Below are 24,707 nucleotides of genomic sequence, written 5' to 3'. Positions count from 1 at the left end.
GCGCCCGGGCAGCGGGCACCGGATTGCCGGTCAACGGCAGCCTTTCTTCCTTTTTCAGAGTCCCCAGGGAGCATAACAGAACATGCGTCGCACGCTTCTCACCGTTACCTCGTCGCTTTCGCTCGCCACCGCGCTGCTTGCCCCGCTTCCCGCGCTGGCGCAGCAGGCCGCTCAAGCCGAGGAAACCGCACAGGAAGACGATGACTTCCACAAGAGCGGCGGGATCATCGTCACCGCGCCGTTCGTCCGCGATCTCAGCATTCTCGCCGGCACGTCCGAGCTTTCGGGCGACACTCTGGCGCGCGAAGCGCGTGCCCAGATCGGCGACGCGCTGACCAAGCTGCCCGGCGTCTCGGCGACCAGCTTCTCGCCTGGCGCTTCGCGCCCTGTGCTGCGCGGCTTCCAGGGCGAGCGCATCCGCGTGCTCACCGACGGCATCGGCACGATCGACGTGTCGAACACCTCGCCCGACCACGGCGTCACGGTCGAGCCGATCATCCTCGATCGGGTCGAGGTGCTGCGCGGCCCTGCGGTGCTGTTGTTCGGCGGCCAGGCGGTCGGCGGTGCAGTCAATGCGATCGACAAGCGCATCCCGCGCGAGGTGCCAGAAGAGCCGTTTCATCTCGACGCGCTCACCACTTACGGATCGGCTGCGGACGAGCGCAGCATCGGCGCGAGCCTCGATGTTCCGCTGACCTCGAAGCTGGTGCTCCACCTTGATGGCAGCTACCGCAAGTCCGACGACCTGCGTGTGGGCGGCTTCGTGCTGTCGCCCGGTCTTCGCGCCGAGCAGCTCGAAGAGGCCGCGGAAGAGCGCGCCGAGGGCAATCTCGAGGAGTCCGCTGAAGCCGAGGAACTGGCCGGTCTGCGCGGCCGCATCCCCAATACCGGTACCGAAACCTACAGCTTCGGCGCGGGCCTGGCCTATATCGGCGAAGGCGGCAGCTTCGGTATTTCGGGCAGCTATTACAACAGCCTGTACGGCGTCCCCGAGCGCCCCGGCGCTGGCCATCATCACGGTGAGGAAGAAGGCGAAGCTGGCGGCGAAGAGGAAGAAGGCCCCGTCACCATCGGTCTCGACCAGTTCAAGGTCGATTTCCGCGGCCAGGTCGATCTGCCCGGATTCTTCGAGGCGCTGCGCCTGCGCGCGGCCTATGCCGATTTCAAGCAGACCGAGTTCGAGGGCGACGAGGTCGGCACCGTGTTCCGCAACAACGGCATCGAATCGCGGCTCGAACTGGTGCAGCGCGAGCGTGGCGGTTGGCGCGGCGCGACCGGGGTGCAATATGTCCATCGCGATTTCAGTGCGATCGGCGCGGAAGCCTTCGTTCCGCCCAACACCACCGATCAGGTCGGCATCTTCACGCTGCAGGAAGTGCGGCTCGGCAAGATCGAACTCGAAGGCGCAGGCCGTTTCGACCGCGTCGTGGTCAAGTCGCAGGATGTGGGGGTCGAGCGGCGCTTCAACTCCTATTCGTTTGCGGCGGGCCTGGCCTATCTGCCGACCGACCAGCTGCGCATCGGCGTGAACCTCAACCGCGCCCAGCGCGCGCCGGCCGCCGAGGAGCTGTTCTCCAACGGACCGCATATCGCCACGCAAGCCTTCGAGATCGGCAACCCGAATTTCACGACCGAGAAGAGCTGGGGCGGCGAGGCCTATATCCGCTATTCGACCCCGGACGTGAATCTCTCGCTCACCGGCTTCTACAACCGCTTCGACGATTTCATCATCGACGTGCCCACGGGACTGGAAGAGGATGATCTGCCGGTCTTCCAGTTCATCCAGAACGATGCGAAATATTACGGCATCGAAGCCGAAGCTTCGGTGGTGTTCGCGCGCGCCGGATCGTTCAAGTTCATCGCCGATGGCGTCGCCGATTATGTCCATGCCTCGCTCGACGGCCTGGGCCCGGTGCCGCGCATCCCGCCGCTGCGCCTGCTCGGTGGACTTGAGGCGCAGAGCGATGTGCTGAACCTGCGCGCCGAGGTCGAATGGTTTGACGACCAGGAGCGCAACGCCAATTTCGAGACGCCGACCGAGGGCTTCACCCTGGTCAATGCCAGCGCCTCGTGGAAGCCGTTCGGCGCCTCGCGCGGGGTGACGCTGATCGCATCGGCGAACAACATCTTCGACGTGATCGGCCGCCGCGCCGCCAGCTTCACCAAGGACTTCGCACCCTTGAGCGGCCGCGATTTCCGTATCTCGGCGCGCTTCAGCTTCTGATCGAGGCTCACCCCTCTCGCTTGCGGCAGGGGTGACGAGGGTCAAAATCCTCCCCGAGCTTGTCTCGGGGAGGGGGACCGCTGGCCGCAGGTCAGCGGTGGAGGGGAAGCCGGTTGGCACTGTAGCTCAGAGGGGAGCGCGCATTCGCTGCCCCTCCACCACCCGCTTCGCGGGCGGTCCCCCTCCCCCAGCGAGCTGGGGGAGGATTTTAGCTGCACGTCACACCGTCGGCAGCACGTGGTCCCGGAACTGATCGCGCAGCGCGGTCTTGAGCAGCTTGCCGGTCGCGCTGTGCGGCAGCGAGTCGACGAACACGATATCATCGGGCAGCCACCATTTGGCGACATGCGCCGACAGGTGCGCCAGAATCGCGTCCTTGCTGGGGCTGGTACCGGGCTTGGGCACCACCAGCAGCAGCGGGCGCTCGTCCCATTTGGGGTGCGGCAGGCCGATCGCGGCGGCTTCCGCGACATCGGGCATGCCGACCGCCGCGTTTTCCAGATCGACCGAGCTGATCCATTCGCCGCCCGACTTGATCACGTCCTTGGCGCGGTCGGTGATCTGCATCACGCCATCGGGATGGATCACCGAAACGTCGCCGGTGTCGAACCAGCCGTCCTCGGTCAGCGCGTCGTTCTCCGCCTTGAAATAGCGCTTGATGATCCACGGCCCCTTGATCTGCAGCCGCCCGCTCGACTTGCCGTCGCGCGGCAGCACGTTGCCCTCGTCATCGACCACGCGAAGCTCGACGCCGAATGGCACCCGCCCCTGCTTGGTGACCAGATCGAGCTGTGCTTCGAAATCGAGATCGTCCCAATCGGGCGACGGCGCGCCCATGGTGCCAATCGGCGAGGTTTCGGTCATGCCCCAGGCATGGTTCATCCGCGCGCCCATCTTCATGATCCGCTCGCACATCGCGCGCGGCGCGGCCGATCCGCCGATGGTGACGACCTGCAGATATTCGGGCTTCTTGCCCGTGGCATCGATATGCTGGAACATCGCGAGCCACACGGTGGGCACGCCGGCCGAGTGCGTGACCTTTTCGGTGTTCATGAGGTCGCACAGCACGGCAGGATCGTTGACCGCGGAAAAGACGAACTTGATCCCCGCTGCCGCGCCGGCAAAGGGCAGGCCCCAGGCGGCGGCGTGGAACATCGGCACGACGGGCAAGGCCACCGATTGCGGCGACAGGCTGAACACCGCCGGCTGCATCTCGGCCATCGCATGGATCACGGTCGAGCGGTGCTCGTAAAGCACGCCCTTGGGATTACCCGTGGTGCCCGAGGTGTAGCAGAGCATGCACGGGTCGCGCTCCGAGCCTTCGTGCCAGCGATAGCCCTCGTCGCCCGTTTCCAGCAGCGCCTCGAAGCCTTGTACGTCCGATCCGGCGGGCGGGTCGAAGCAGACATAATGCTCGATCGTCGTCCAGCGGCTCTTCATCTTGTCGATGATCGGCTGGAACGCTGCGTCATAGCACAGCACGCGGTCTTCGGCATGGTTGGCGATATATTCGAGCTGCTCGTCGAACAGGCGCGGGTTGATGGTGTGGATCACCCCGCCCATGCCGATCGCGCCATACCAGGCGACAAGATGGCGGCTATGGTTCATCGCGAGCGTCGCGACGCGGTCGCCGGGTTGCAGGCCCAGCTTCGCCAGCGCGCTCGCCAGACGCCGCGCGTCGCGCGCAACCCCTGCCCAATGGGTACGGGTCTGGCTGCCGTCCGCCCAACGGGTGACGATTTCGCGCGTGCTGCTTTCGCGCTCGGCATGGTCGAGCAGCCGCATCACACGCAATTCATAATCCTGCATTCCGCCAACGATCATCATTCTCTCCCAGATCTTGAGGCTCTCGCAGGGAGCCGGTTCAACCTGGATGAGAAAGCCCGAAGCGGCGGGCAAGTCAACTGACGAGGCGCAATTCCGGGCGTCCGGCGGCAAGCTGTTCGATCTCGCGCACGTTCAGCCCCTCGACCAGGCGCAGCGCAGCCTGCGCTTCACCATCGAGCCGGAAGCGGTTGCCGAGGCACACCGGCATCACCCGCCCCTCGCCCATGATCAGCCGCGCGTGCAGTTCGTCCTGCCCGCTTCCAGCCGGCCCGACGAGTTCGGCCAGCCGCGACAGCGCATCGGGATGGTGCACGTCTACATGCGCGCGGTGCCGCAGCACGACCTTGATCTGGTCGAGCGGCCTTGCCCGGCGGATCGTTGCGCGCGGTGCCTGTTCCTCGCTGGACCGGTCGAATTCCAGCTCGATCAGCAGGCACGCCGATTGCGCCGCCCATTCAGGCATCGAAGCGACGATCTCGTCGTCGAACGAGCTGGCCGAGAACTGACCGCTCTCGTCGGACAGGTCGACCATCACGAAGGTGCTGCCGCGCTTGGATTGCCGCCGGTTGCAACCTTCGACCAGGGCTGCGACCTTCGCCGTCTTGCGCTCGCCGACGCGCACCTCGAGCGTATCGACCAGCAGCTGATAGGGCCGCGCGCCCTGCGCCTTGGCGGTCGCGGCAAATTCGGTCACCGGATGCGCGGAAAAGAAGAAGCCGAACGCCTCGCGTTCATAGGTCATCTTCTCGCCCATCGCCCAGGGCTTGACGGCGGCAAGCCGCAGCGACTGGCCCGGCTGCTGGACATCGCCGAACAGCCCGCCCTGGCCGCTGGTCCGCTGGCGCTGCGCTTCGGCGGCGACCGCCATTACCGTGTCGGCCGAGGCATGAACAACCGAGCGCTCGAGCCCGAGGCCATCAAAGGCGCCCGCTGCAGCAAGGCTCTCGATCTGGCGCTTGTTGACAGCTCCCGCGTCGATCCGGTCGGCGAGATCGCCCAGCGACTTGAACGGGCCTCCGGCTTGGCGCGTCGCCACCACGCCCTCCATCGCCTTTTCGCCGACATTCTTGAGCCCCGCGAGCGCATAGCGCACCGCCAGCCCCTCCTCGGTCTGCTCGACCGAAAATTCGGCCTCGCTCGCATTGATGCACGGCGGCAGACACACGATGCCCAGCCTGCGCATGTCGTCGACGAAGATATTGAGCTTGTCGCTCTGATGCATGTCGAAGCACATCGAGGCGGCAAAGAACTCATGCGGGTGATGCGCCTTGAGCCAGGCCGTCTGGTACGCGAGCAGCGCATAGGCCGCAGCGTGCGACTTGTTGAAGCCATAGCCAGCGAACTTGTCGATCAAGTCGAACAGCTCGTTGGCCTTTTTCGCATCGATATCGTTCTTCGCGGCGCCCTCGACGAAGCGGCCGCGTTGCTTGTCCATCTCCGCCTGGATCTTCTTGCCCATCGCGCGGCGCAGAAGGTCCGCGTCGCCGAGCGAATAGCCCGCGAGCACCTGCGCCGCCTGCATCACCTGTTCCTGATAGACGATGATGCCGTAGGTCTCTTTCAGGATATCCTCGAGCAGCGGGTGCGGATAGGTGATCGGCTCGCGCCCGTTCTTGCGCGCGCCGAAGCTCGGGATATTGTCCATCGGCCCCGGGCGATAGAGCGACACGAGCGCGATGATGTCGCCGAAAGCGGTCGGCTTCACCTGCGCCAGCGTGCGGCGCATGCCTTCCGATTCCAGCTGGAACACGCCGACCGTATCGCCGCGCTTCAACAGCTCATAGGTCTTGGCATCGTCCCAGGGCAGCCGCGACAGATCGACCTCGACGCCGCGTTTCGCCAGCATCTCGACTGCCTTGTGCAGCACCGACAGCGTCTTGAGGCCGAGAAAGTCGAATTTCACGAGGCCCGCCGTCTCGACATATTTCATGTCGAACTGCGTCACCGGCATCTCCGATCGCGGATCGCGATAGAGCGGCACCAGCTGCGCCAGCGGACGGTCGCCGATGACGACACCGGCGGCATGGGTGGAGCTGTGGCGCGGCAGACCTTCGAGCTGCATCGCCAGGTCGAACAGCGTCTTGACCTCCGCATCGTCGCGATACTGGTTGCGCAGCTCGTCGACCCCGGCCAGCGCGCGGTCGAGCTTCCACGGATCGGTCGGATGGTTGGGGACGAGCTTGCACAGCCCATCGATCCGGCCATAGCCCATCTGCAGCACGCGGCCCGTATCGCGCAGCACCGCGCGCGCCTTGAGCTTTCCGAAGGTGATGATCTGCGCGACATGGTCGCGGCCATATTTCTGCTGCACATAGCGGATCACTTCGCCGCGCCGCGTTTCGCAGAAGTCGATATCGAAGTCGGGCATCGACACGCGTTCGGGGTTGAGGAAGCGTTCGAACAGCAGCCCTAGCTTGATCGGGTCGAGATCGGTGATCGTCAGTGCCCAGGCGACCGCCGAGCCCGCACCCGATCCGCGGCCCGGCCCCACCGGGATGTTATGATCCTTGGCCCATTTGATGAAATCGGCCACGATCAGGAAGTAACCCGGAAAGCCCATGCCGACGATCACGTCGACCTCGAACGCGAGCCGGTCGAAATAGGCCTTGCGCTCTTCCTCGGTCAGATCGGTATAGGCCTCGAGCCGCTTTTCCAGGCCCGCAAACGCATCGGCGCGCAGCTGCGCCGCCTCGCCCTCGAGGTCGCCCGCGAGGCTGGGCAGGATCGGCTTGCGCTTGGGCGGCGCATAGGCACAGCGCTGCGCGACGACGAGCGTGTTGACCAGGGCTTCGGGCAGATCGCTGAACAGCTCGCGCATCATCGGCGCGGACTTGATCCACGCCTCGGGCGAACTGCGATCGCGATTGGCAGCGCCAACATATTCGCCGCGCGCGATGCACAGCATCGCATCATGCGCGGCATGGAAGCCGGGATCGGCATAGCAGGCGGGGTTGGTCGCAACGAGCGGCAGGCCGCGCGCATAGGCGAGATCGAGCAGCGCGTTTTCCGCCAGCGTCTCGATCTCCTCGCCGCGGCGGCACAGCTCGATATACAAACGATCGCCGAACAGCGCCTGGAGCTGGTCGCAATAGCTTTCGGCCTCTTGCTGCTGTCCTGCCGCAAGCAGCTTGACCAGTGCGCCCTCGCCCGCAGCGGTTAGCGCGATCACGCCATCGGTGCGTCCCTCCAGCCGTTCGAACGGCACGTGCGCGGGCAGTTCGAGCGGACGGTCGAGATGTGCGTGCGAGACGAGATCGCAGAGGTTGTCATAGCCCTTCTCGTTCTGCGCATAGAGTGCCAACCAGTCGAGCACCGGCGCGGCAGGGTTGCTGCCGGGTCGTGCAACGCACAGCAAGGTGCCGATGATCGGTTGGATGCCCGCATCGAAACAGCCATCGGCAAAGGCCATGCCCGCATAGAGGCCGTTGCGATCCGCCAGCGCGATGGCCGGGAAGCCTCGCGCATGCGCGGTCTTGGCGATCGCCTTTGGCTCGATCGCGCCTTCGAGCATCGTATAGGCGCTGAACACGCGCAGCGGGACGAAGGGTTCATAGGCCATGGGCAGAAGCTACCGACTAGTCCGCGATTCGAAAACCGGCGCGGATCACTCCCCGGTGGATAAATCCTTGGCCGCGATCTTGCGGCGGACATCGCGCACGGTCGACCAGATGCCGTAGAGGATCAGCACGGCGAGGAAGACCCAAACCCAGACGGGAATGTTGCGCCCGGCAATGGCGAGATAGACATAGGCCGATACGAAACAGGCGCCCGCGCACATCACCGGCAGCACCGTCGGCTTGCCCGCCCGCGCGTTGCGCACCAGCCAGGCGATGCTGGCGAGAAACAGCGGGATCGCGCCGATATAGATGCTCGCGAAGATCACCGGATTGACGCCATATTGCGCGCCCAGTCCGTTGGCCCAGGTGCTGATGGCGTCGATCATCGGTGCGGTGTCCTTGCTGCAATGCTGGTATTGCTTCCTCGTCACCCCCGCGCAGGCGGGGGTCCCGCTTGTGCTGATAATCGGCGAAAAAGCGGGATTCCCGCGTTCGCGGGAATGACGGGAGAGTAACGCCGAAATTTCGCGTGTCGAGCGCCTGCCGTTACAGCAGCTTCTCGATATCCGCCTTGATCTGCTCCGGCTTCACCATCGAGCCATAGCGGGCAACCACGTTACCCTTGCGATCGATCAGGAACTTGGTGAAATTCCACTTTATCGCGCGGCTGCCCATCAGCCCGGCCTGCTGGCTCTTGAGATATTTCCAGAGCGGATCGGCTTCCTCGCCATTGACCGCGATCTTGGCCGAAAGCGGGAAGGTCACGTCATAGGTCAGCGAGCAGAAGTTCTTGATCTCCTCCGCATCGCCCGGCTCCTGCGCGCCGAACTGGTTGCACGGATAGCCGAGCACCTCGAAACCGCGATCCTTGTATTCGCGATGCAGCCCCTCGAGACCCTCATATTGCGGCGTGAACCCGCATTTGGAGGCAGTGTTGACGATCAGCAGCACCTGGCCCTGATAATCGGAAAGCGGCTTGGAGCTGCCATCGGGCAGCGGCATCGTGTAATCGAAAACGGTCATGCGATCCTTCCATCGTGCAGGCGGACAACCCGGTCCATGCGCGTGGCCAGTCTTTCGTTATGGGTGGCCACCAATGCCGCGCTGCCCTCTTCCCTTACAAGATGCAGGAACTCGTCGAACACTCTGTCGGCGGTCGCCTCGTCCAGATTTCCGGTCGGTTCGTCGGCAAGCACGACCTTCGGCCGGTTCGCCAGCGCACGCGCGACGGCGACGCGCTGCTGCTCGCCGCCCGACAGCTGGCTGGGGCGATGGTCGAGCCGCTGGCCGAGCCCGAGACGGGAAAGCAGTTCCGCTGCCCGGTCCGATGCCTCGTCGCGGGTGCGGCCCATGATCAGCTGCGGCAGCACGACATTCTCGCGCGCGGTAAAGTCGGGCAGCAGATGGTGGAACTGATAGACGAAACCCAGCGCGGTCTTGCGCAGCCGGGTGCGGCCGTTGCTGTTCAACTGCGCCGCCTCTTCGCCCGCGATGCGGATGGACCCGGTAAAGCCGCCCTCGAGCAGGCCCACGGCCTGCAGCATTGTTGACTTGCCCGAGCCCGAAGGTCCGAGCAGCCCGACGATCTCGCCCGGTTCGACCGCCAGATTGACGCCCTTGAGCACGTCAATGGTGACGCCGCCCTGGGCGAAGCTGCGGCGGACATCGGTGAGCAGGATGACGGCATCACTCATAGCGCAGCACCTGCACGGGATCGGTCGAGGACGCCTTGAAGGCGGGATAGAGCGTCGCGAGGAAACTGAACAGCAGCGCCATCAGCGCAATCCCTCCCACTTCGAAAGGATCGGTGCGGCTGGGCAGTTCGGTCAGGAAACGGATCGAGGGGTCCCAGAGCTGCTGACCGGTCACGAACTGGACGAACAGCACGATGCTCTGCCGGAAATAGAGGAAGACGAAGCCCAGCCCCAGCCCGGCGACCGTGCCGAGCGATCCGATGATCAGCCCCACCGTGATGAAGATCTTGAGCAGCGAGTTGCGGCTTGCCCCCATCGTGCGCAGGATCGCGATGTCGCGGGTCTTGGCGCGCACCAGCATGATCAGCGACGACAGGATGTTGAACACCGCGACCAGGATGATGATCGACAACACGATGAACATCGCGACGCGTTCCACCGCCAGCGCCTCGAACAGCGAGGCGTTGATCGTGCGCCAGTCGTTGACCACTGCCTGACCGCGCAGCTTCTGCTCCAGCGGCGCCAGGATCTCTCGCACCTGATCGGCATCGCGCGTCGTCACCTCGATCATGCCGACCTGATCGCCCAGCAGCAGCAGGAGCTGCGCGTCCCTGATCGGCATGATGACGAACGCCTTGTCATAGTCATAGACGCCGATCTCGACGATCGCGGAGACCTCGTACAATATCTCGCGCGGCACGGTGCCGAACGGGGTCGCACGCCCCGCCGGATTGATGATGGTGATCTTGTCGCCGATCCTGACACCCAGATTCTGCGCCAGCCGCGATCCGAGCGCGACCTTCGACGCGCCCGCCTTGAGCTCGGCGACCGAGCCCAGCACGGTCTTGTCCTTGAGCGCGGCGATATCGGGCGCATCGGTGCCGCGCACCAGCACCGCTTCCACGCGGCCGTCGAAATTGATCAGCAGCGGCTGCTCGATCAGCGGCGATGCGGCGACGACGCCGTCCATCCGGCGCGTCTCCTTGAGGATGTCCTGCCAATCGTTGAGCCGCCCGCCATAGCCCTGCACCACCGCATGGCCGTTCAGCCCGACGATCTTGTCGAGCAGTTCGGCGCGAAAGCCGTTCATCACGCTCATCACGATGATCAGCGCCGCAACGCCCAGCGCCACCGCGACCAGGCTGATCCCGGCGACCAGGAAGATAAAGGCCTCGCCGCGACCGGGCAGCAGATAGCGCTTGGCGATCGTCCATTCGAATGTGGACAGCATGGAGGGGGAATGATCCTTTCGGAACTGGCGCCGTCCGGGGGATCAGCGGCGCTGCTCGGCTTTTTCCATTAACCAGCGCATGCAAGGCTGACAATGGCTGATCCCTGAACGAAGGCGTGTTGCACATAAAACACAGAAAGGATCAAAAATGACGGCAAGCCGCGAATTCCCCTAGCGCCTGAGCCCGCATTACGGAATCATGACAGCGCGGATCAAGCGGCTACGGCCATGGGTTCGGGGATAGTTTCCGTCGTTTTGGGGAAAGCGGCGGTTACCGAGGGTTCAGGATTTGCGAGCGAGGCTTTTGGGCATCAGCGCGCGATATGAACCTGATAAAGAGCGTCCGGGTCTTGGGGGCCGGACGCTCTTTTTTCTTCTGCTGCAGACGCCGGGCTGTGCCGCCCCGCGGGCATCCCCTTCTTCAAAAAAATGATCTTGAAACGCGATTTCCAGCGCCTAGATTTATCGCGTGGCCCACGCCGTCAGGGTGGTTCACATCGTCCGAAGTGCCGCAGCAGCGGGCTTCAACCATTTGAAATCGCTTGAACAAGGATTTTGAAGATGAACCGTTTTGATTTCACCCCCTATCGCCGCACCACCGTTGGCTTTGACCGGCTGTTCGACTTGCTGGAAAACCAGGCCCGGGCTGCACAGGGCGACAACTACCCCCCGTTCAACATCGAGCGCAGCAGCGACGACGCCTATCGCGTCACCATCGCGGTTGCCGGGTTCAAGCCGAACGAGCTCGACATCACCGCGCAGCAGAATCTGCTGGTCGTGTCCGGCCGCAAGGCTGCCGAGAGCGAATCGCGCGGCAACTTCCTGCACATGGGCATTGCCAACCGCAACTTCGAACGCCGCTTCGAGCTGGCCGATTTCGTGCGGGTGAGCGACGCCAATCTGGAAGATGGCCTGCTGACCATCGATCTGGTGCGTGAAGTGCCCGAGGCGATGAAGCCCAAGAAGATCGCGATCAACGGCACCCCCAAGCTGCAGGTCGTCGAGGCTTCGACCAAGGATGAAGGCGACAGCCAGGCGGCGTAACGCCAGGCTCAAAAGGGTAGAATGCAACGGGGTGGGTCGGCAACGGCCCACCCTTTTTGTTGTGCCGACCTGCCTCGCCAGCCACCTCCGCTCAGCCTGAGCCAGTCGAAGGCTCCGCGCCCAGGGTTGACCAGATTCGGTCGTCATTCCCGCGAAGGCGGGAATCCCGCTATTTCATCTTCACTTTCGCCAGAAGCGGCCCCCCCCGCCTTCGCGGGGGTGACGTGGTTATCATTCGATCCTAGTGCGCGGGGCCTTCGACAGGCTCAGACTGAGCGGCCATAGGATCGCCATCCGCTCGCAATAAAAAGAGGGCGGACCCTTGCGAGCCCGCCCCCCGCGCCCGCTCAGGACGCTGCTTTCTCCTTAGGCCGGATTGGCCGGGTCGCATTTACCGCACCGCCCACCGGAGAAAATCTGAACTGGGACCCCGCGCCCGTGGGGCGCGGGGGTTTTTCCGGCGGCAGGGTCAGGCCGGGTCGCAATAACCTGGCCCTGCCCCGGAAAACTCGAAAACTCACCTAGCCGATCGTTCAGGCCGCTTCGGAAATCTCCAGCAGCGTGTCGCGATCGATAATCTTCACGCGTCCCTGTTCGAGCTCGATCAGCCCCGCATCAGACCAGGCGGAAAGCTGGCGATTAATCTGCTCGCGTGACAATCCCGCGAATGTGCCGAGCTCGCTCTGGCTGAGGTCCAGCTTGAGCTTGCCCTCCTTCGCGCCCGAAACCATCAAGCGCAGCAGATAGCGCGCCAGCCTGGGTCCGGAGGTAAAGGCCCGGTCCGCCTCGATCACGTCGTTCGCCTGGCGCAGCCGCTTGGCCATGACCCTGAGCATCCGTCGCGGCATCGACACGTGCCGCTCGGCAATCTCGTCGAAGGCCGGCCGCGACAGCGAAAGCGCGGTCACTTCGGTCAGCGCCTCGATCGAGGCCGTGCGCGGTCCGCCATCCAGAAACGCGATCTCGCCAATGACATAGCCGGGCTCGGCATAATCGAGCACGATCTCGTGACCGTTGCTCGCCACCATGCTCACCCGGGCAAATCCGGTCAGGATGATCAGCAGATTGTCGCCATCATCCCCCTGCCCCATCAGCTCCTGCCCCTTGCGGTAGCGGACGAAATGCCCGCGCAGGATGATGTCCGACAGCTCGTCATTGTCGCAATCGGCGAACAGGCTGTGGCTGGCCAACAGCGCGGCAAGCTCGTTCGCGTGCATGATTGCCCCTTGTTCCTTCCTTTCTGTCGGCTTTGTCCTTGCCGAGCATCTCGCTGCGGCCGTCCCTGTCGCCGCCGACAGATGTGCTTTTGCCCGAATCGTTTTACGCTGCTGTGCGCCACCGCACAACACCGTCAAATAGAGTAAAATGGGCGTTACAGTATGTGGTAAATTGGGGCAACACGCAGGAAAATTGCGCCAAGAGGGTCAAGCGGTTAACGCATGTCAACCGCCCAGCCGCCTCGGGTTAACCTATATTGCCCTGGGTCAGACCAGCCTGCTCTGCGCAACCGCGGCCTCGATGAAGCTGGCGAAGAGCGGATGCGGATCGAACGGCTTGCTCTTGAGCTCGGGATGATATTGCACCCCGACGAACCAGCTGTGATCGGGCCGCTCGACGATCTCGGGCAGCACGCCATCGGGCGACATGCCGGAAAAGACCAGCCCGCCCTGTTCCAGCCGCTCGTGATAGGCCGTGTTGACCTCATAGCGATGGCGGTGGCGTTCGCTGATCATATCGGTGCCGTAGATGCCGCGAACACGGCTGTTGCCCGATAGCTTGGCCGGAAACGCGCCCAGTCGCATGGTACCGCCCAGATCGCCCTCGGCGCTGCGCTTCTGCAGACCGGATTCGCTCATCCATTCGGTGATCAGGCCGACGATCGGTTCGTCCGTCTCGCCGAATTCGGTGGTAGAGGCCGCCGTGATGCCGGAGGTATTCCGCGCCGCTTCGATGCACGCCATCTGCATGCCCAGACAGATGCCGAAGAACGGGACGTTGCGTTCGCGCGCGAAACGAACCGAGGAAATCTTGCCCTCGCTGCCGCGCTCGCCGAAACCGCCGGGCACCAGGATGCCGTGCATCGGTTCGAGCACGGCCGCCAGCTCGTCGTCGGGCAGCTTTTCGAACAGCTCGGCATCGAGCCATTTGACATGCACCTTGACCCGGTTCGCGAGGCCGCCGTGCACCAGTGCCTCGTGCAGCGACTTGTAGGCATCCTGCAGGCCGACATATTTGCCGACCACGCCGATCGTCACCTCGCCCTCGGGATGCTCATGGCGCTCCATGATATCGACCCAGCGCGAAAGGTCGGGTTCGCGCGCATCGGTGATGCCGAAGGCGCGCAGCACTTCGCTGTCCAGCCCTTCGCGGTGATACTGCATCGGCACGGCATAGATGCTGCGGGCGTCGAGCGCGGGGATGACCGCTTCCTTGCGGACGTTGCAGAACTGCGCGATCTTGGCGCGCTCGGAATCGGGCAGCGGCTTTTCACAGCGGCACAGCAGGATGTCGGGCTGGATGCCCAGCGAGGTGAGCTCTCGCACGCTGTGCTGCGTGGGCTTGGTCTTCAGCTCGCCCGCCGCCGCGATATAGGGCACCAGGGTGACGTGCACGAACAGGGTGTTCTCGCGGCCGATCTCGTTGCGCAGCTGGCGGATCGCCTCGATGAACGGCAGCGATTCGATATCGCCGACGGTGCCGCCGATCTCGCACAGCACGAAGTCGAGATCATCGGTTTCGGCCTGGGCGAATTCCTTGATCGCATCGGTCACGTGCGGGATGACCTGCACCGTGGCGCCGAGATAATCGCCGCGCCGCTCGCGCTGGATGATCGTCTGATAGATGCGGCCCGAGGTCACATTGTCCGACTGGCGCGCCGACACGCCGGTGAAGCGCTCGTAATGGCCAAGGTCGAGATCGGTCTCCGCGCCGTCATCGGTGACGTACACCTCGCCGTGCTGATAGGGCGACATCGTGCCCGGATCGACATTGAGATAGGGATCGAACTTGCGGATGCGCACGCGGTACCCGCGTGCCTGCAGCAGAGCGCCCAGGCTTGCGGCCATCAGGCCCTTGCCAAGAGAGGAAACCACGCCGCCGGTGATGAAAATATAACGCGCCATGGGAGAAACCCGTTAGCGGTTCGCGCGCAAGACTGACAAGCGCGCGAATCCGCAGGAAAGACAAAAATCTGTGAACAGCCGGGGATTTCTCCCCGACCCGCCTCAATTTCAGTTGGCGGGAGCGTCGCCCTGGGCCGGAGCCGCGGCAGGTGCCTCCGTCGCGGGCGCTGCAGCCGGCGCGCCAGCCGCCGACAGCGGATCGCCATTGGCGGGCGCCGCAGGGGCTGCCGGAGCAGGCGCCGTGAGCGGATCGCTGATCGGGGCGGGGGTACCGCGCTTGAGCGAGGTATCGATATCGCCCACCGAGTGCATGTTCGCCGCCATCACCGCCAGTGCGATGCTCAGCAGCACGAACAGCGTTGCCAGGATCGCGGTCGAGCGGGTGAGCAGGTCACCGGCGCCACGCGCCGACATGAGGCCATTGGGATTGCCACCGACGCCCAGACCACCCCCTTCGGAACGCTGCATGAGGATGACACCCACCAGAGCCGCTGCAATCAGCGTCTGCACGATGGTGATGAACAGGAAAATCGACGACATGAACGGTCAGACCCAGCAAATGAATTTCAGGATTGGCGCGCACATAGCGATTAGGCCGCGCCAGCGCAACCGGCGCGGCAGGGCGATTAGGCCGCGCCAGCGCAACCGGCGCGGCGGCTCCGCCTTCGACGCGCCAAGGTCCGATCAGCGCGGTGCGGCCTCGATGATCGGGATGAAGGTCTCTGCCTTGAGGCTGGCTCCGCCGACCAGCGCGCCGCCGACATCGGCAATGGCCAGAATTTCGGCTGCATTGGCCGGGTTGACCGATCCGCCGTAGAGAATGCGCACGCCCTGGCCCGCCTCGCCCAGCTTCGCGACCAGCGTCGCGCGCAGCGCCGCATGCATCGCGGCGATATCCTCGGCCACCGGCACGCGTCCCGTGCCGATCGCCCAGACCGGCTCGTACGCGACCGAAAGCCAATCGCCGCTCGCCGATGCCGGCAGCGACGCCGCCAGCTGCGCGGTGACGATGGCAATAGCATTGCCGGAATCGCGTTCCTCCAGCGTCTCGCCGACGCACAGGATCGCGCCCATGCCGGCAGCGTGCAGCGCCTCGGCCTTGGCAGCGACATCGGCATCGGTCTCGCCCTGGTCGGCGCGGCGCTCGGAATGGCCGACGATCGAACAGGTCGCACCCGCCTCGCGGATCATCGCGGCGGACAGATTGCCGGTATGCGCGCCCGAAGCCTTGGCATGACAATCCTGCGCGCCGATCTGCACCTTGCCCGCAGCGGCGGCAAAGGCCGCGATCAGCGTTGCAGGCGGGCAGATGCCGACATCGACATGGCCGTTTGCTGCGGCGGCCTCGGCGATCGCCTGCAGCACCGCGACATCGGCCGCGCTACCGTTCATCTTCCAGTTGCCGACGATATAAGATGCTGTGCTGGCCACGATGCTGTCTTCCCCTTTTGTGTTTATGCTGTGGGGCGCGCGGCTAGCAAATCGCGAGCCGCTTGGCCAGCCACGGCATGGCCACTCAGGCCACGCGCAGTTTACAGCTGGTACAGCGGCGCCAAGGGTTGAAGCGCGCGGCAAAGCCCCCTAAAGCCAGCCCGCATTTTCACGAGGCCGGGTCATCGCACGCCCGGCGCTTTGGCGGACCGACCGATGATCACCTTTTTCCGTTCCTTCTTCAATTCCAAGATCGGGGTTGTCGTCAGCCTGATCTTTCTCGCGCTGATCGCGGTCGCCTTTGCGGCGTCCGATGTCACCGGCGGCGCGAGCTTTGGCGGAGTGGGCAACGAAAGCGTCGCCCAGATCGGCGGCGAGGAAATCGGCACCGGCGAGTTCTCGACCACCGTCACCAACGCCTTCCAGCAGTTCCGCCAGCGCAACCCGCAGCTCGACATGGCCTCGTTCGATGCGCAGGGCGGCATCGACGGCGTGCTGGAAGAGATGATCGGCAGCTATGCCTCGGCTGAATTCGCCGCCAGCATCGGCCTGGGCGCGAGCAAGCGTCTGGTCGACAGCGAGATCGCGGGGATCCAGGCGTTCAAGGGCGCGGATGGCCGGTTCGACGAGACGCTGTTCCGCAATGCGCTCGCCCAGCAGGGTCTGACCGAAGCGCGCGTGCGCGAAGATATCCGCCGCAGCCTGCTGGGCGACCAGCTGCTGCTGCCCGCGACGTTCGGCGCCAAGCTGTCGCGGCAGATGGCGCTGCCTTATGCCGGGCTGATCCTGGAAGGTCGCGAAGGCCAGATCGCCTTTGTCCCGTCGGCCGCCTTCGCGCCCAAGACCGCGCCGACCAATGACCAGCTGCAGAAATTCTATGCCGCCAATGCCGCGCGCTACCGCATTCCGGAGCGCCGCATCCTGCGCTTTGCCACCTTCACCACCGACCGCTTTCGCGACCAGGTCAAGGTCAGCGACGCCGAGATCGCGGCCCTGTACAAGAAGCGTTCGGCCGAATTTGCCGCGACCGAGAAGCGCGATGTCGAACAGCTGATCGTCCCGACCGAGGCCGCCGCAAAGGCGATCGCCGCGAAGATCAACGGTGGTGCCAGCATGGCCGCTGCTGCGAAGGAAGCCGGGCTAGCGCCGATCGACCTTGGTCTCCAGTCGAAGCAGGAGCTGACCAAGAACGCTTCTGCTGCCGTCGCCAATGCCGTGTTCGCCACCGCCGCAGGCAAGGTTGCCGCGCCCGCACGTTCGCCGCTGGGCTGGCATGTCGTGCGGGTCGACAGCGTCAGCGCGATTGCAGGACGTTCGGTCGAGCAGGTGCGCAACCTGCTCGAAAACGAGATCGCGCAGGAAAAGCTGCGCCAGACGGTGGCTGATTTCACCGCCAATCTCGAAGACCGGATCGCCGATGGTGCCTCGCTTGCCGATATCGCCAAGGACGAGAAGCTCGAGCTGCAGGTCAGCCCGGAAATGCTCGCCAATGGCCAGGCGCCGGGCAGGCCCGATTTCGCTCCGACAGGCGCCTATCAGGCGATGCTGCCCGTAGCCTTCGGACTGGAGGAAGATGCCGAGCCGCAGCTGGTCGAGGTGCAGCAGGGCAAGGAATTCGCCGTGTTCGAAGTGCAGGAGATCAAGCGCGCGGCACCGCCGCCACTCGCCAGCGTCCGCCAGCGTGTCGCTGCCGACTGGGCGCTGGCGCAGGGCCTCGCCTCTGCGCGCAAGCTGGCCGACGGCATCGCCAAGTCGTCGCGCACCCCTGCGGCGCTCGAAAAGGCGGTCGCCGGAACCAGCGTGCGCCTGCCCAATATCGAGCAGATCCGTACCAACCGGCAGACGATCATGCAGCAGCAGGGCCGCGTGCCGCCGCCGGTGGCGCTGCTGTTCAGCATGGCCGAAGGCACCACCAAGGTGCTCGAAGGGCCCAACCGCACCGGCTGGTTCATCGTGCATCTGTCGAAGATCAATCGCGGCGATGCGAGCAAGGTCCCCGAGCTGATGGCCGCGACGCAGCAGCAGCTTGGCCAGGTGATGGCCGACGAATATGGTCGGCAGCTGCTGGCGGCGCTCAAGGTCGAAGCCAATGTGAAGCGCAATCCGGAAGCCATCAAGCGGGTGAAGGACCAGCTGACCGGTCGTAATCGGGAAAATTGATGGCGGGCCCTTCCAGCCAGAATTGCGCACAAGCCGCCGAGGCGCTGGCTGCGGGCCGGTCGAGCCTGATCTGGCGGCGGCGGATCGCCGATACCGAAACGCCTGTGTCCGCTGCGCTGAAGCTGATCGAGCCCGAGCGCGGCGACTTCCTGCTCGAATCGGTCGAGGGCGGCGAGACCCGGGCGCGGCACAGCTTTGTCGGCCTCGCTCCCGATCTGGTGTTCCGCGCCTCGGGCAATGCCGCCGAGATCAATCCGTCCTGGGCGACCGATCGCGGCGCCTTCGCGCCTTGCGAGCGGGGTTCGCTCGATACGCTGCGTGGCCTCGCCGAAGCCTGCCGGATGGACGTGCCGCCCGAACTGCCGCGCGCACTCGCCTTTCTGGTCGGCTATTTCGGCTATGAGACGATCGGTCTGGTCGAGAAGCTGCCGCGCGCGCCGCAATCCGATCTGACGCTGCCCGACATGCTGTTCGTACGCCCGACGGTGCTGCTGATCTTCGACCGGCTGAAGGACGAACTGTTCCTGATCGCGCCGATCTGGGCCGGCAGTGGCGATCCCGAGCAGGCGATCGCTGCGGCCGAAGAACGGCTCGATGCGGCCGAACGCGCGCTGCACGCGCCGCTGCCTGCCACCGTGCGCGATGCCTCGCTCGATCCGGAAAGCCTGACGCCGCAGCCCGTGCTCGCGCCAGGCCGATATGGCGAGATGGTGCTCAAGGCCAAGGACTATATCGAGGCGGGCGACATCTTCCAGGTCGTGCTCGCCCAGCGCTTCACCGCGCCGTTCGCGCTGCCGCCGATCGAGCTCTACCGCGCGCTGCGCCGGGTGAACCCCTCGCCCTTTCTCTATTTCCTCGACCTGCCCGGCCTCGCGCTGATCGGATCGAGCCCCGAAATCCTGGTGCGCGTGCGCGATGGCGAGGTGACCATCCGCCCGATCGCGGGAACCCGTCCGCGCGGCAAGACGCCGGCGGAGGACCTGGAAAACCGGCAGAGCCTGCTCGCCGATCCCAAGGAACTGGCCGAGCACCAGATGCTGCTCGATCTGGGCCGCAATGATGTCGGCCGCGTCGCGGCGGCAGGCACGGTGCGCGTCACCGACAGCTTCACGGTCGAACAGTACAGCCATGTGATGCACATCGTCAGCAACGTGGTCGGCGCGCTGGAGCCGAGCCGCGATGCGATCGACGCGCTGTTCGCGGGCTTCCCTGCCGGTACCGTCAGCGGCGCGCCCAAGGTGCGCGCGTGCGAAATCATCGCGTCGCTGGAGCCCGAGACACGCGGGGCCTATGCCGGCGGCGTCGGCTATTTCGCGCCCGACGGATCGGTCGACAGCTGCATCGTGCTGCGCACCGCGATCGTGCGCGACGGCACCATGCACGTCCAGGCGGGCGCAGGCATCGTCGCCGACAGCGTGCCCGACTATGAACAGCGCGAATGCGAGGCCAAGGCGGGCGCCCTGTTCGCCGCCGCACGCGAAGCGTTGCGCCTCGCAAGCGAACCGGGATACGGGCAATGATCCTCGTCATCGATAATTACGACAGCTTCACCTACAATCTGGTCCACTATCTGATGGAGCTGGGCGCGGACGTGCGGGTCGAGCGCAACGATGCCTTGAGCGCGCGCGAGGCGCTGGCGACCAATGCGCAGGCCTTCCTGATCTCGCCCGGCCCATGCACGCCCAACGAGGCAGGCATTTCGCTCGATCTGGTCGCGGCCTGTGCCGATGCCGGAAAGCCGCTGCTCGGCGTGTGCCTGGGGCATCAGTCGATCGGCCAGCATTTCGGTGGCGAGGTCGTGCGCGGCGGCCTGATGCACGGCAAGACCTCGCCCGTGGTGCACGACGACACCGGGCTGTTCCAGGGCCTGCCCTCGCCCTTTCTCGCCACGCGCTACCATTCGCTGGTGGTGCCCGAGGCCAGCCTGCCGCCAGAGATGATCGTCAACGCGCGCGTCGAGGCCCGGGCGGGCGAGACCGCGCATGTCATGGGCTTTCGCCACGTGACGCTGCCGATCCATGGCGTGCAGTTCCACCCCGAAAGCATCGCCACCGAACATGGCCACCGCATGCTGGCCAATTTCATGACGCTGGCGGGGCTCGAGGTGAAGCCGATGCGCGAAGACCTGCTCGCATGACCCGGCTGCCCGATACCGCGCATCCGCTGAGCCGCGACGACGCTGCTGAGGCCTTTGCCGCGATCCTCGACGGCACGGTGAGCGACGAGGCGATTGCCGAATTCCTGATCGCCCTATCCGAACGCGGCGAGACAGCGATCGAGATCGCCGCCGCCGCGCAGGCCTTGCGCGACCGGGTGATCCCGATCGCCGCGCCCGCCAATGCCATCGATGTCTGCGGCACCGGCGGCGACGGGCACCATACGCTCAATGTCTCGACCGCGGTGTCGCTGGTCGTCGCCGCGTGCGACGTGCCGGTCGCCAAGCACGGCAACCGCGCCGCCTCGTCCAAGGCGGGCGCGGCGGACACGCTCGAGGCGCTAGGCATGGACATGGCCGCCGCCGGGGCCAGCGCCGAACAGTCGCTGGCCGAGATCGGCATCTGCTTCCTGTTCGCGGTCAACCATCACCCCGCGATGCGCCGCATCCAGCCGATCCGGCAGAAGATCGGCCGCCGCACCATCTTCAACTTGATGGGCCCGCTCGCCAATCCCGCAGGCGTGCGCCGCCAGCTGATCGGAATCGCGCGGCCAGGCTATGTGCATGTCTATGCCGAGGCGCTCGACATGCTGGGCACCGAACATTCGCTGATCGTCTCGGGCGACGAGGGGCTCGACGAGCTGTCGCTGGCGGGGGGCAACGAGGTGGCGGACATCGGCCCCGATGGCGTCATCATGAAGCGCTGGCAGGCCAGCGATGCCGGGCTGCCGACGCACCCGATCGAGGCGATCCGTGGCGGCGATGCCGCGCACAATGCCGCCGCGCTGCGCCGCCTGCTCCAGGGCGAGACCGGGCCATATCGCGATGCGGTGCTGTTCAACGCCGCCGCCGCGCTGCTGATCGCGGGCGAGGTCGACAGCCTCGCCGAAGGGGCCGAGGAAGCTGCCGAGGCCATCGACAAGGGGCTCGCCAACGCGCTGCTCAACTGCTGGATCGATTTCACGAAAGCCGCCGCATGAACAAGCTGGAAGAGATTTGCGAGGTCAAGCGGCAGGAGGTCGCGCGGCGCAAGACCCTGATGTCGCAGACTGAACTTGACCGTCGCGCCGCTGCTGCCACCGCCCCGCGCGGCTTTGTGCGCGCGCTGATGGACAAGGCGCGCGACGGTTTCGGCCTGATCGCCGAGATCAAGCGCGCCAGCCCCTCCAAGGGCCTGATCCGCGCAGACTTCGACCCCGCTTCACATGCCGCCGAGTACCAGGCGGGCGGCGCAGCGTGCCTTTCGGTACTGACCGACGAACCGTATTTCCAGGGGCATGACGACTATCTCGTCGCCGCGCGCGCGGCGTGCGACCTGCCCTGCCTGCGCAAGGACTTCATGGTCGATGTCTGGCAGGTCGCCGAAAGCCGCGCCTTAGGCGCTGACGCGATCCTGATCATCGTAGCTGCGCTCGATGACGCGACCATGGCCGAGATCGAAAGCGCCGCGTTCGCCCACGGCATGGACGTGCTGGTCGAGGTGCATGACGAGGCCGAGATGGAACGCGCGCTCAAGCTCAAATCGCCGCTGATCGGCATCAACAATCGCGACCTGCGCAGCTTCGTCACCGATATCGCCACCACCGAACGGCTGGTCGGCATGATCCCCGAAGGCCGGATCGCGGTGTCCGAAAGCGGCATCAACAGCCATGACGATTGCCTGCGGCTCAGCAACCACGGCGTGCGCAGCTTCCTGGTCGGCGAATCGCTGATGCGCCAGCCCGACGTGACGATCGCCACGCGCACCCTCCTCACCGGAGCGGCGGCCTGATGGACAAGCTCACCCATCTCGACGCCACCGGCGCGGCGCAGATGGTCGATGTCTCCGCCAAGGCCGATAGCGTGCGCGAGGCGGTGGCCGAGGGCGTGATCGCCATGGCCCCGGCAGTGATCGCCGCGATCCGCGCGGGCGACATCAAGAAGGGCGACGTGCTGGGCACCGCGCGCATCGCGGGCATCATGGCCGCCAAGCAGACCAGCAACCTGATCCCGCTGTGCCACCCGCTGCCGATCGCCAGCGTCTCGGTCGATTTCGACTATGTCGACACCGGCGTGCGCGTCGAGACCCGCGTGCGGACCAACGGCAAGACCGGCGTGGAGATGGAGGCGCTGACCGCCGCGAGCGTCGCGCTGCTGACGATCTACGACATGGCCAAGGCGCTCGACAAGGGCATGGTCATCGGACCCGTGCGGCTGCTCGCCAAGAGCGGCGGCAAGTCGGGCGACTGGACGGCCGGCTGATGGCGGGCGGGCTGATCGCGCTCGACGAAGCACGCGACCGCCTGCTCGCGCTCGCCGATCCCCGCCCCGCCATTTCGCTGCCCTTGGTCGAAACGACCGGCCTCACCCTGGCCGAACCTCTGGTGTCGCTGCGCAGCCAGCCCGCCGCCGATCTGTCCGCGATGGACGGCTATGCGGTGCGCGGCGCGGATCTGCCCGGCCCATGGCGCGTGATCGGCGAAAGCGCGGCGGGACGGCCCTTTGCAGGCGCGATCGGACCCGGCGAGGCCGCGCGCATTTCCACTGGCGCGACGGTCCCCGCTGGCGCGGACTGCGTCGTGGTGCAGGAGGATGTCGCGCGCGACGGCGAGCGGCTGACGCTGACCGGAGACGGCCCCGCCGCCCCCGGCGCGCATATCCGCCGCGCAGGCCATGATTTCGCGCACGGGGCACTGCTCGCCGAGGCTGGCGCGGTGATCGACGCGCGGCTGATCGCGCTCGCGGCGATGGCCGGGCACGGGAATCTGAGAGTCCTTCCCCGACCGCGCATAGCCATCCTCAGCACCGGCGACGAACTGGTGCCGCCGGGTGAAGCGCTCCCCTCGCCCGCGCATATTCCGGCGAGCAACGGCGTTATGCTCGCATCCTTGCTGTCGGCCCTGCCCTGCGATCTAGCCGTCCCGCCACTGCTGCCCGATGACCGCGCCACCATCGCCGCCGCGCTCGACGCGCACCGCCAGGCCGATGTCATCGTCACCACCGGCGGCGCATCGGTCGGCGACCATGACCTCATCCAGCCCGCGCTTGCCGATTGCGGCGGCACAGTCGATTTCTGGCGGATCGCGATGCGGCCGGGCAAGCCGGTGATGGTCGGGCGGCTGGGTGAGGCCATCGTGCTTGGCCTGCCAGGCAATCCGGTATCCGCCTATGTCACCGCGACGCTGCTGCTGCTGCCGCTGGTGCGCAGGATGCTGGGATATCCGTCGCTTGCGCCGATCATCTCGCAAGCGATCGCAGGGGAGACCTTTCCCGCAAACGGCCTGCGTCAGGATTTCGTCCGCGCGCGCTGGCAGGACGGACGGCTGGTGCGCCTGGGCAATCAGGACAGCGGCGCCCTGCTCGCGTTGCACCAGGCCGACGCACTGGTGGTAAGGCCCATCAGCGCGTCAGCGGCTGAACCGGGCGACCCAGTCGATTATATCGCGCTTCGCCAAGGCTCTTGACACAAAGTCTTGACCTGACCGTCTTTGTTTCGTAATTGTTCCGTATTCGTTCGAACGTAGGTTCGGCGCAGAAAAGGAACATCGGCGATGCTGACCCGCAAGCAACATGACCTGATCCGCTTCATCCAGGAACGGCTGGAGGCCGATGGCGTCTCGCCCTCGTTCGAGGAAATGAAGGAAGCGCTCGATCTCAAGTCCAAGTCGGGCGTGCATCGGCTGGTCAGCGCGCTCGAGGAACGCGGCTTTATCCGCCGCCTGCCCAACCGGGCGCGCGCGCTCGAGATCCTGAAATTACCCGAGTCGAGCGTGAAGCCGCGCGAGAAGGAACTCGCTGCCGCTGCCGCCGCGCGCGCCGATGCTGCGCGGAGCAATGTCGTCAGCATGGATACGGTGCGCAAGGCGGTGTTGCCAGAGCCTGCCAACAGCAATGTGCTCGATATCCCGCTGCACGGTCGCATCGCTGCCGGTGCGCCGATCGAGGCGTTCGAGGGCACCGAGATCCTGCCCGTTCCCGCCGCTTTGCTCGGCGCGGGCGAGCATTATGCGCTCGAAGTGTCGGGAGATTCCATGGTCGAGGCGGGCATTCTCGACGGCGATTTCGCGCTGATCAAGCGCACCGAAACCGCGCGCGACGGCGAGATCGTGGTCGCGCTGGTGCGCGGCGAGGAAGCGACGCTTAAATATCTGCGCCGGGAGAACGGCCGCATCCGGCTCGATCCCGCCAATGCGTCGTATGCGCCGCAATATTACGCGCCGCACGAGGTGCAGGTGCAGGGCAAGCTCGCGGGCCTGCTGCGCCGCTATCACTGATGCCGACCG

At 65.5% G+C, this 24,707-nt stretch carries 20 protein-coding genes; 10 read left to right on the top strand and 10 right to left on the bottom strand.

The window, feature by feature from the left end; genetic code table 11:
* Positions 1–82: 82 nt before the first annotated feature.
* On the top strand, positions 83–2,224 hold the full coding sequence (locus FG486_RS13740) for a TonB-dependent receptor (protein ID WP_181267890.1): 2,142 nt from the start codon (positions 83–85) through the stop codon (positions 2,222–2,224).
* A gap of 219 nt (positions 2,225–2,443) precedes the next feature.
* Here the strand turns inward: FG486_RS13740 and FG486_RS13735 are convergent, their stop codons facing one another.
* The 6 genes from FG486_RS13735 to FG486_RS13710 form a co-directional block, all read right to left on the bottom strand.
* On the bottom strand, positions 2,444–4,051 hold the full coding sequence (locus FG486_RS13735) for a long-chain fatty acid--CoA ligase (protein WP_181267889.1): 1,608 nt from the start codon (positions 4,049–4,051) through the stop codon (positions 2,444–2,446).
* A gap of 73 nt (positions 4,052–4,124) precedes the next feature.
* Positions 4,125–7,610, bottom strand: a complete 3,486-nt coding sequence (gene dnaE / locus FG486_RS13730; RefSeq protein WP_181267888.1) for a DNA polymerase III subunit alpha — start codon at positions 7,608–7,610, stop codon at positions 4,125–4,127.
* Positions 7,611–7,655: 45 nt separating this feature from the next.
* On the bottom strand, positions 7,656–7,994 hold the full coding sequence (locus tag FG486_RS13725) for a hypothetical protein (RefSeq protein ID WP_181267887.1): 339 nt from the start codon (positions 7,992–7,994) through the stop codon (positions 7,656–7,658).
* A 160-nt stretch (positions 7,995–8,154) separates the two neighbouring features.
* On the bottom strand, positions 8,155–8,631 hold the full coding sequence (locus tag FG486_RS13720) for a glutathione peroxidase (protein WP_066284606.1): 477 nt from the start codon (positions 8,629–8,631) through the stop codon (positions 8,155–8,157).
* Positions 8,628–9,302, bottom strand: a complete 675-nt coding sequence (locus FG486_RS13715; RefSeq protein WP_023837003.1) for an ABC transporter ATP-binding protein — start codon at positions 9,300–9,302, stop codon at positions 8,628–8,630. The genes FG486_RS13720 and FG486_RS13715 overlap by 4 nt, the downstream gene beginning before the upstream one ends.
* Positions 9,295–10,533, bottom strand: a complete 1,239-nt coding sequence (locus FG486_RS13710; RefSeq protein WP_137775805.1) for a lipoprotein-releasing ABC transporter permease subunit — start codon at positions 10,531–10,533, stop codon at positions 9,295–9,297. The genes FG486_RS13715 and FG486_RS13710 overlap by 8 nt, the downstream gene beginning before the upstream one ends.
* Before the next feature lie 561 nt (positions 10,534–11,094).
* Here FG486_RS13710 and FG486_RS13705 point away from each other — a divergent pair.
* Positions 11,095–11,577 (top strand): Hsp20 family protein, encoded by a 483-nt coding sequence (locus tag FG486_RS13705; protein WP_023837005.1) that lies wholly within the window; start codon positions 11,095–11,097, stop codon positions 11,575–11,577.
* A gap of 533 nt (positions 11,578–12,110) precedes the next feature.
* On the opposite strand, the gene FG486_RS13700 is transcribed toward FG486_RS13705, so the two are convergent.
* The 4 genes from FG486_RS13700 to tpiA form a co-directional block, all read right to left on the bottom strand.
* Positions 12,111–12,794 (bottom strand): Crp/Fnr family transcriptional regulator, encoded by a 684-nt coding sequence (locus tag FG486_RS13700; RefSeq protein ID WP_066284611.1) that lies wholly within the window; start codon positions 12,792–12,794, stop codon positions 12,111–12,113.
* 267 nt (positions 12,795–13,061) lie between these two features.
* On the bottom strand, positions 13,062–14,699 hold the full coding sequence (locus FG486_RS13695; RefSeq protein ID WP_066284613.1) for a CTP synthase: 1,638 nt from the start codon (positions 14,697–14,699) through the stop codon (positions 13,062–13,064).
* A gap of 108 nt (positions 14,700–14,807) precedes the next feature.
* On the bottom strand, positions 14,808–15,230 hold the full coding sequence (gene secG / locus FG486_RS13690) for a preprotein translocase subunit SecG (RefSeq protein WP_066284634.1): 423 nt from the start codon (positions 15,228–15,230) through the stop codon (positions 14,808–14,810).
* Positions 15,231–15,383: 153 nt separating this feature from the next.
* The gene (tpiA, locus tag FG486_RS13685) at positions 15,384–16,130 is read right to left on the bottom strand and encodes a triose-phosphate isomerase (RefSeq protein WP_082751245.1); all 747 of its coding nucleotides are present in this window, start codon (positions 16,128–16,130) and stop codon (positions 15,384–15,386) included.
* Positions 16,131–16,346: 216 nt separating this feature from the next.
* Here tpiA and FG486_RS13680 point away from each other — a divergent pair, with 216 nt between their 5' ends.
* The 8 genes from FG486_RS13680 (at position 16,347) to lexA (ending at position 24,698) form a co-directional block, all read left to right on the top strand.
* A complete protein-coding gene (locus tag FG486_RS13680; protein ID WP_181267886.1) occupies positions 16,347–18,290 on the top strand; it encodes a peptidylprolyl isomerase in 1,944 nt (647 codons plus the stop codon).
* Positions 18,290–19,810 carry an anthranilate synthase component I family protein gene (locus FG486_RS13675; protein WP_181267885.1) on the top strand — a complete coding sequence of 507 codons (1,521 nt, stop codon included), beginning with the start codon at positions 18,290–18,292 and terminating at the stop codon, positions 19,808–19,810. Before FG486_RS13680 ends, FG486_RS13675 begins: the two co-directional genes overlap by 1 nt.
* Entirely contained in the window at positions 19,807–20,427 is a 621-nt protein-coding gene (locus FG486_RS13670) for an anthranilate synthase component II (protein WP_181267884.1), read from the top strand. Before FG486_RS13675 ends, FG486_RS13670 begins: the two co-directional genes overlap by 4 nt.
* Positions 20,424–21,425, top strand: a complete 1,002-nt coding sequence (gene trpD, locus FG486_RS13665; RefSeq protein WP_181267883.1) for an anthranilate phosphoribosyltransferase — start codon at positions 20,424–20,426, stop codon at positions 21,423–21,425. Before FG486_RS13670 ends, trpD begins: the two co-directional genes overlap by 4 nt.
* Complete coding sequence (trpC, locus tag FG486_RS13660) at positions 21,422–22,216, top strand: indole-3-glycerol phosphate synthase TrpC (protein WP_181267882.1); 795 nt, start codon at positions 21,422–21,424, stop codon at positions 22,214–22,216. Before trpD ends, trpC begins: the two co-directional genes overlap by 4 nt.
* Positions 22,216–22,686, top strand: coding sequence for a cyclic pyranopterin monophosphate synthase MoaC (moaC, locus tag FG486_RS13655; RefSeq protein WP_181267881.1), 471 nt, complete (start codon positions 22,216–22,218; stop codon positions 22,684–22,686). Before trpC ends, moaC begins: the two co-directional genes overlap by 1 nt.
* Complete coding sequence (locus FG486_RS13650; RefSeq protein WP_181267880.1) at positions 22,686–23,888, top strand: molybdopterin molybdotransferase MoeA; 1,203 nt, start codon at positions 22,686–22,688, stop codon at positions 23,886–23,888. Before moaC ends, FG486_RS13650 begins: the two co-directional genes overlap by 1 nt.
* A gap of 87 nt (positions 23,889–23,975) precedes the next feature.
* Positions 23,976–24,698: a transcriptional repressor LexA gene (lexA, locus tag FG486_RS13645; protein ID WP_181267879.1), complete on the top strand. Its 723-nt coding sequence runs from the start codon at positions 23,976–23,978 to the stop codon at positions 24,696–24,698.
* Positions 24,699–24,707: the final 9 nt, after the last annotated feature.

Source organism: Blastomonas ursincola (assembly GCF_013607875.1).
GTDB lineage: Bacteria > Pseudomonadota > Alphaproteobacteria > Sphingomonadales > Sphingomonadaceae > Blastomonas > Blastomonas ursincola.
The sequence above is the reverse complement of the archived record's forward strand: the minus strand, read 5'-3'. Positions and strand labels throughout refer to the sequence as shown.

Excerpts from the sequence above, each read along its gene's own strand:
- FG486_RS13740 (WP_181267890.1), top strand. The coding sequence starts at position 83 with ATGCGTCGCACGCTTCTCACCGTTACCTCGTCGCTTTCGCTCGCCACC.
- FG486_RS13735 (WP_181267889.1), bottom strand. The coding sequence starts at position 4,051 with ATGATGATCGTTGGCGGAATGCAGGATTATGAATTGCGTGTGATGCGG.
- dnaE (WP_181267888.1), bottom strand. The coding sequence starts at position 7,610 with ATGGCCTATGAACCCTTCGTCCCGCTGCGCGTGTTCAGCGCCTATACG.
- FG486_RS13725 (WP_181267887.1), bottom strand. The coding sequence starts at position 7,994 with ATGATCGACGCCATCAGCACCTGGGCCAACGGACTGGGCGCGCAATAT.
- FG486_RS13720 (WP_066284606.1), bottom strand. The coding sequence starts at position 8,631 with ATGACCGTTTTCGATTACACGATGCCGCTGCCCGATGGCAGCTCCAAG.
- FG486_RS13715 (WP_023837003.1), bottom strand. The coding sequence starts at position 9,302 with ATGAGTGATGCCGTCATCCTGCTCACCGATGTCCGCCGCAGCTTCGCC.
- FG486_RS13710 (WP_137775805.1), bottom strand. The coding sequence starts at position 10,533 with ATGCTGTCCACATTCGAATGGACGATCGCCAAGCGCTATCTGCTGCCC.
- FG486_RS13705 (WP_023837005.1), top strand. The coding sequence starts at position 11,095 with ATGAACCGTTTTGATTTCACCCCCTATCGCCGCACCACCGTTGGCTTT.
- FG486_RS13700 (WP_066284611.1), bottom strand. The coding sequence starts at position 12,794 with ATGCACGCGAACGAGCTTGCCGCGCTGTTGGCCAGCCACAGCCTGTTC.
- FG486_RS13695 (WP_066284613.1), bottom strand. The coding sequence starts at position 14,699 with ATGGCGCGTTATATTTTCATCACCGGCGGCGTGGTTTCCTCTCTTGGC.
- FG486_RS13680 (WP_181267886.1), top strand. The coding sequence starts at position 16,347 with ATGATCACCTTTTTCCGTTCCTTCTTCAATTCCAAGATCGGGGTTGTC.
- FG486_RS13675 (WP_181267885.1), top strand. The coding sequence starts at position 18,290 with ATGGCGGGCCCTTCCAGCCAGAATTGCGCACAAGCCGCCGAGGCGCTG.
- FG486_RS13670 (WP_181267884.1), top strand. The coding sequence starts at position 19,807 with ATGATCCTCGTCATCGATAATTACGACAGCTTCACCTACAATCTGGTC.
- trpD (WP_181267883.1), top strand. The coding sequence starts at position 20,424 with ATGACCCGGCTGCCCGATACCGCGCATCCGCTGAGCCGCGACGACGCT.
- trpC (WP_181267882.1), top strand. The coding sequence starts at position 21,422 with ATGAACAAGCTGGAAGAGATTTGCGAGGTCAAGCGGCAGGAGGTCGCG.
- moaC (WP_181267881.1), top strand. The coding sequence starts at position 22,216 with ATGGACAAGCTCACCCATCTCGACGCCACCGGCGCGGCGCAGATGGTC.
- FG486_RS13650 (WP_181267880.1), top strand. The coding sequence starts at position 22,686 with ATGGCGGGCGGGCTGATCGCGCTCGACGAAGCACGCGACCGCCTGCTC.
- lexA (WP_181267879.1), top strand. The coding sequence starts at position 23,976 with ATGCTGACCCGCAAGCAACATGACCTGATCCGCTTCATCCAGGAACGG.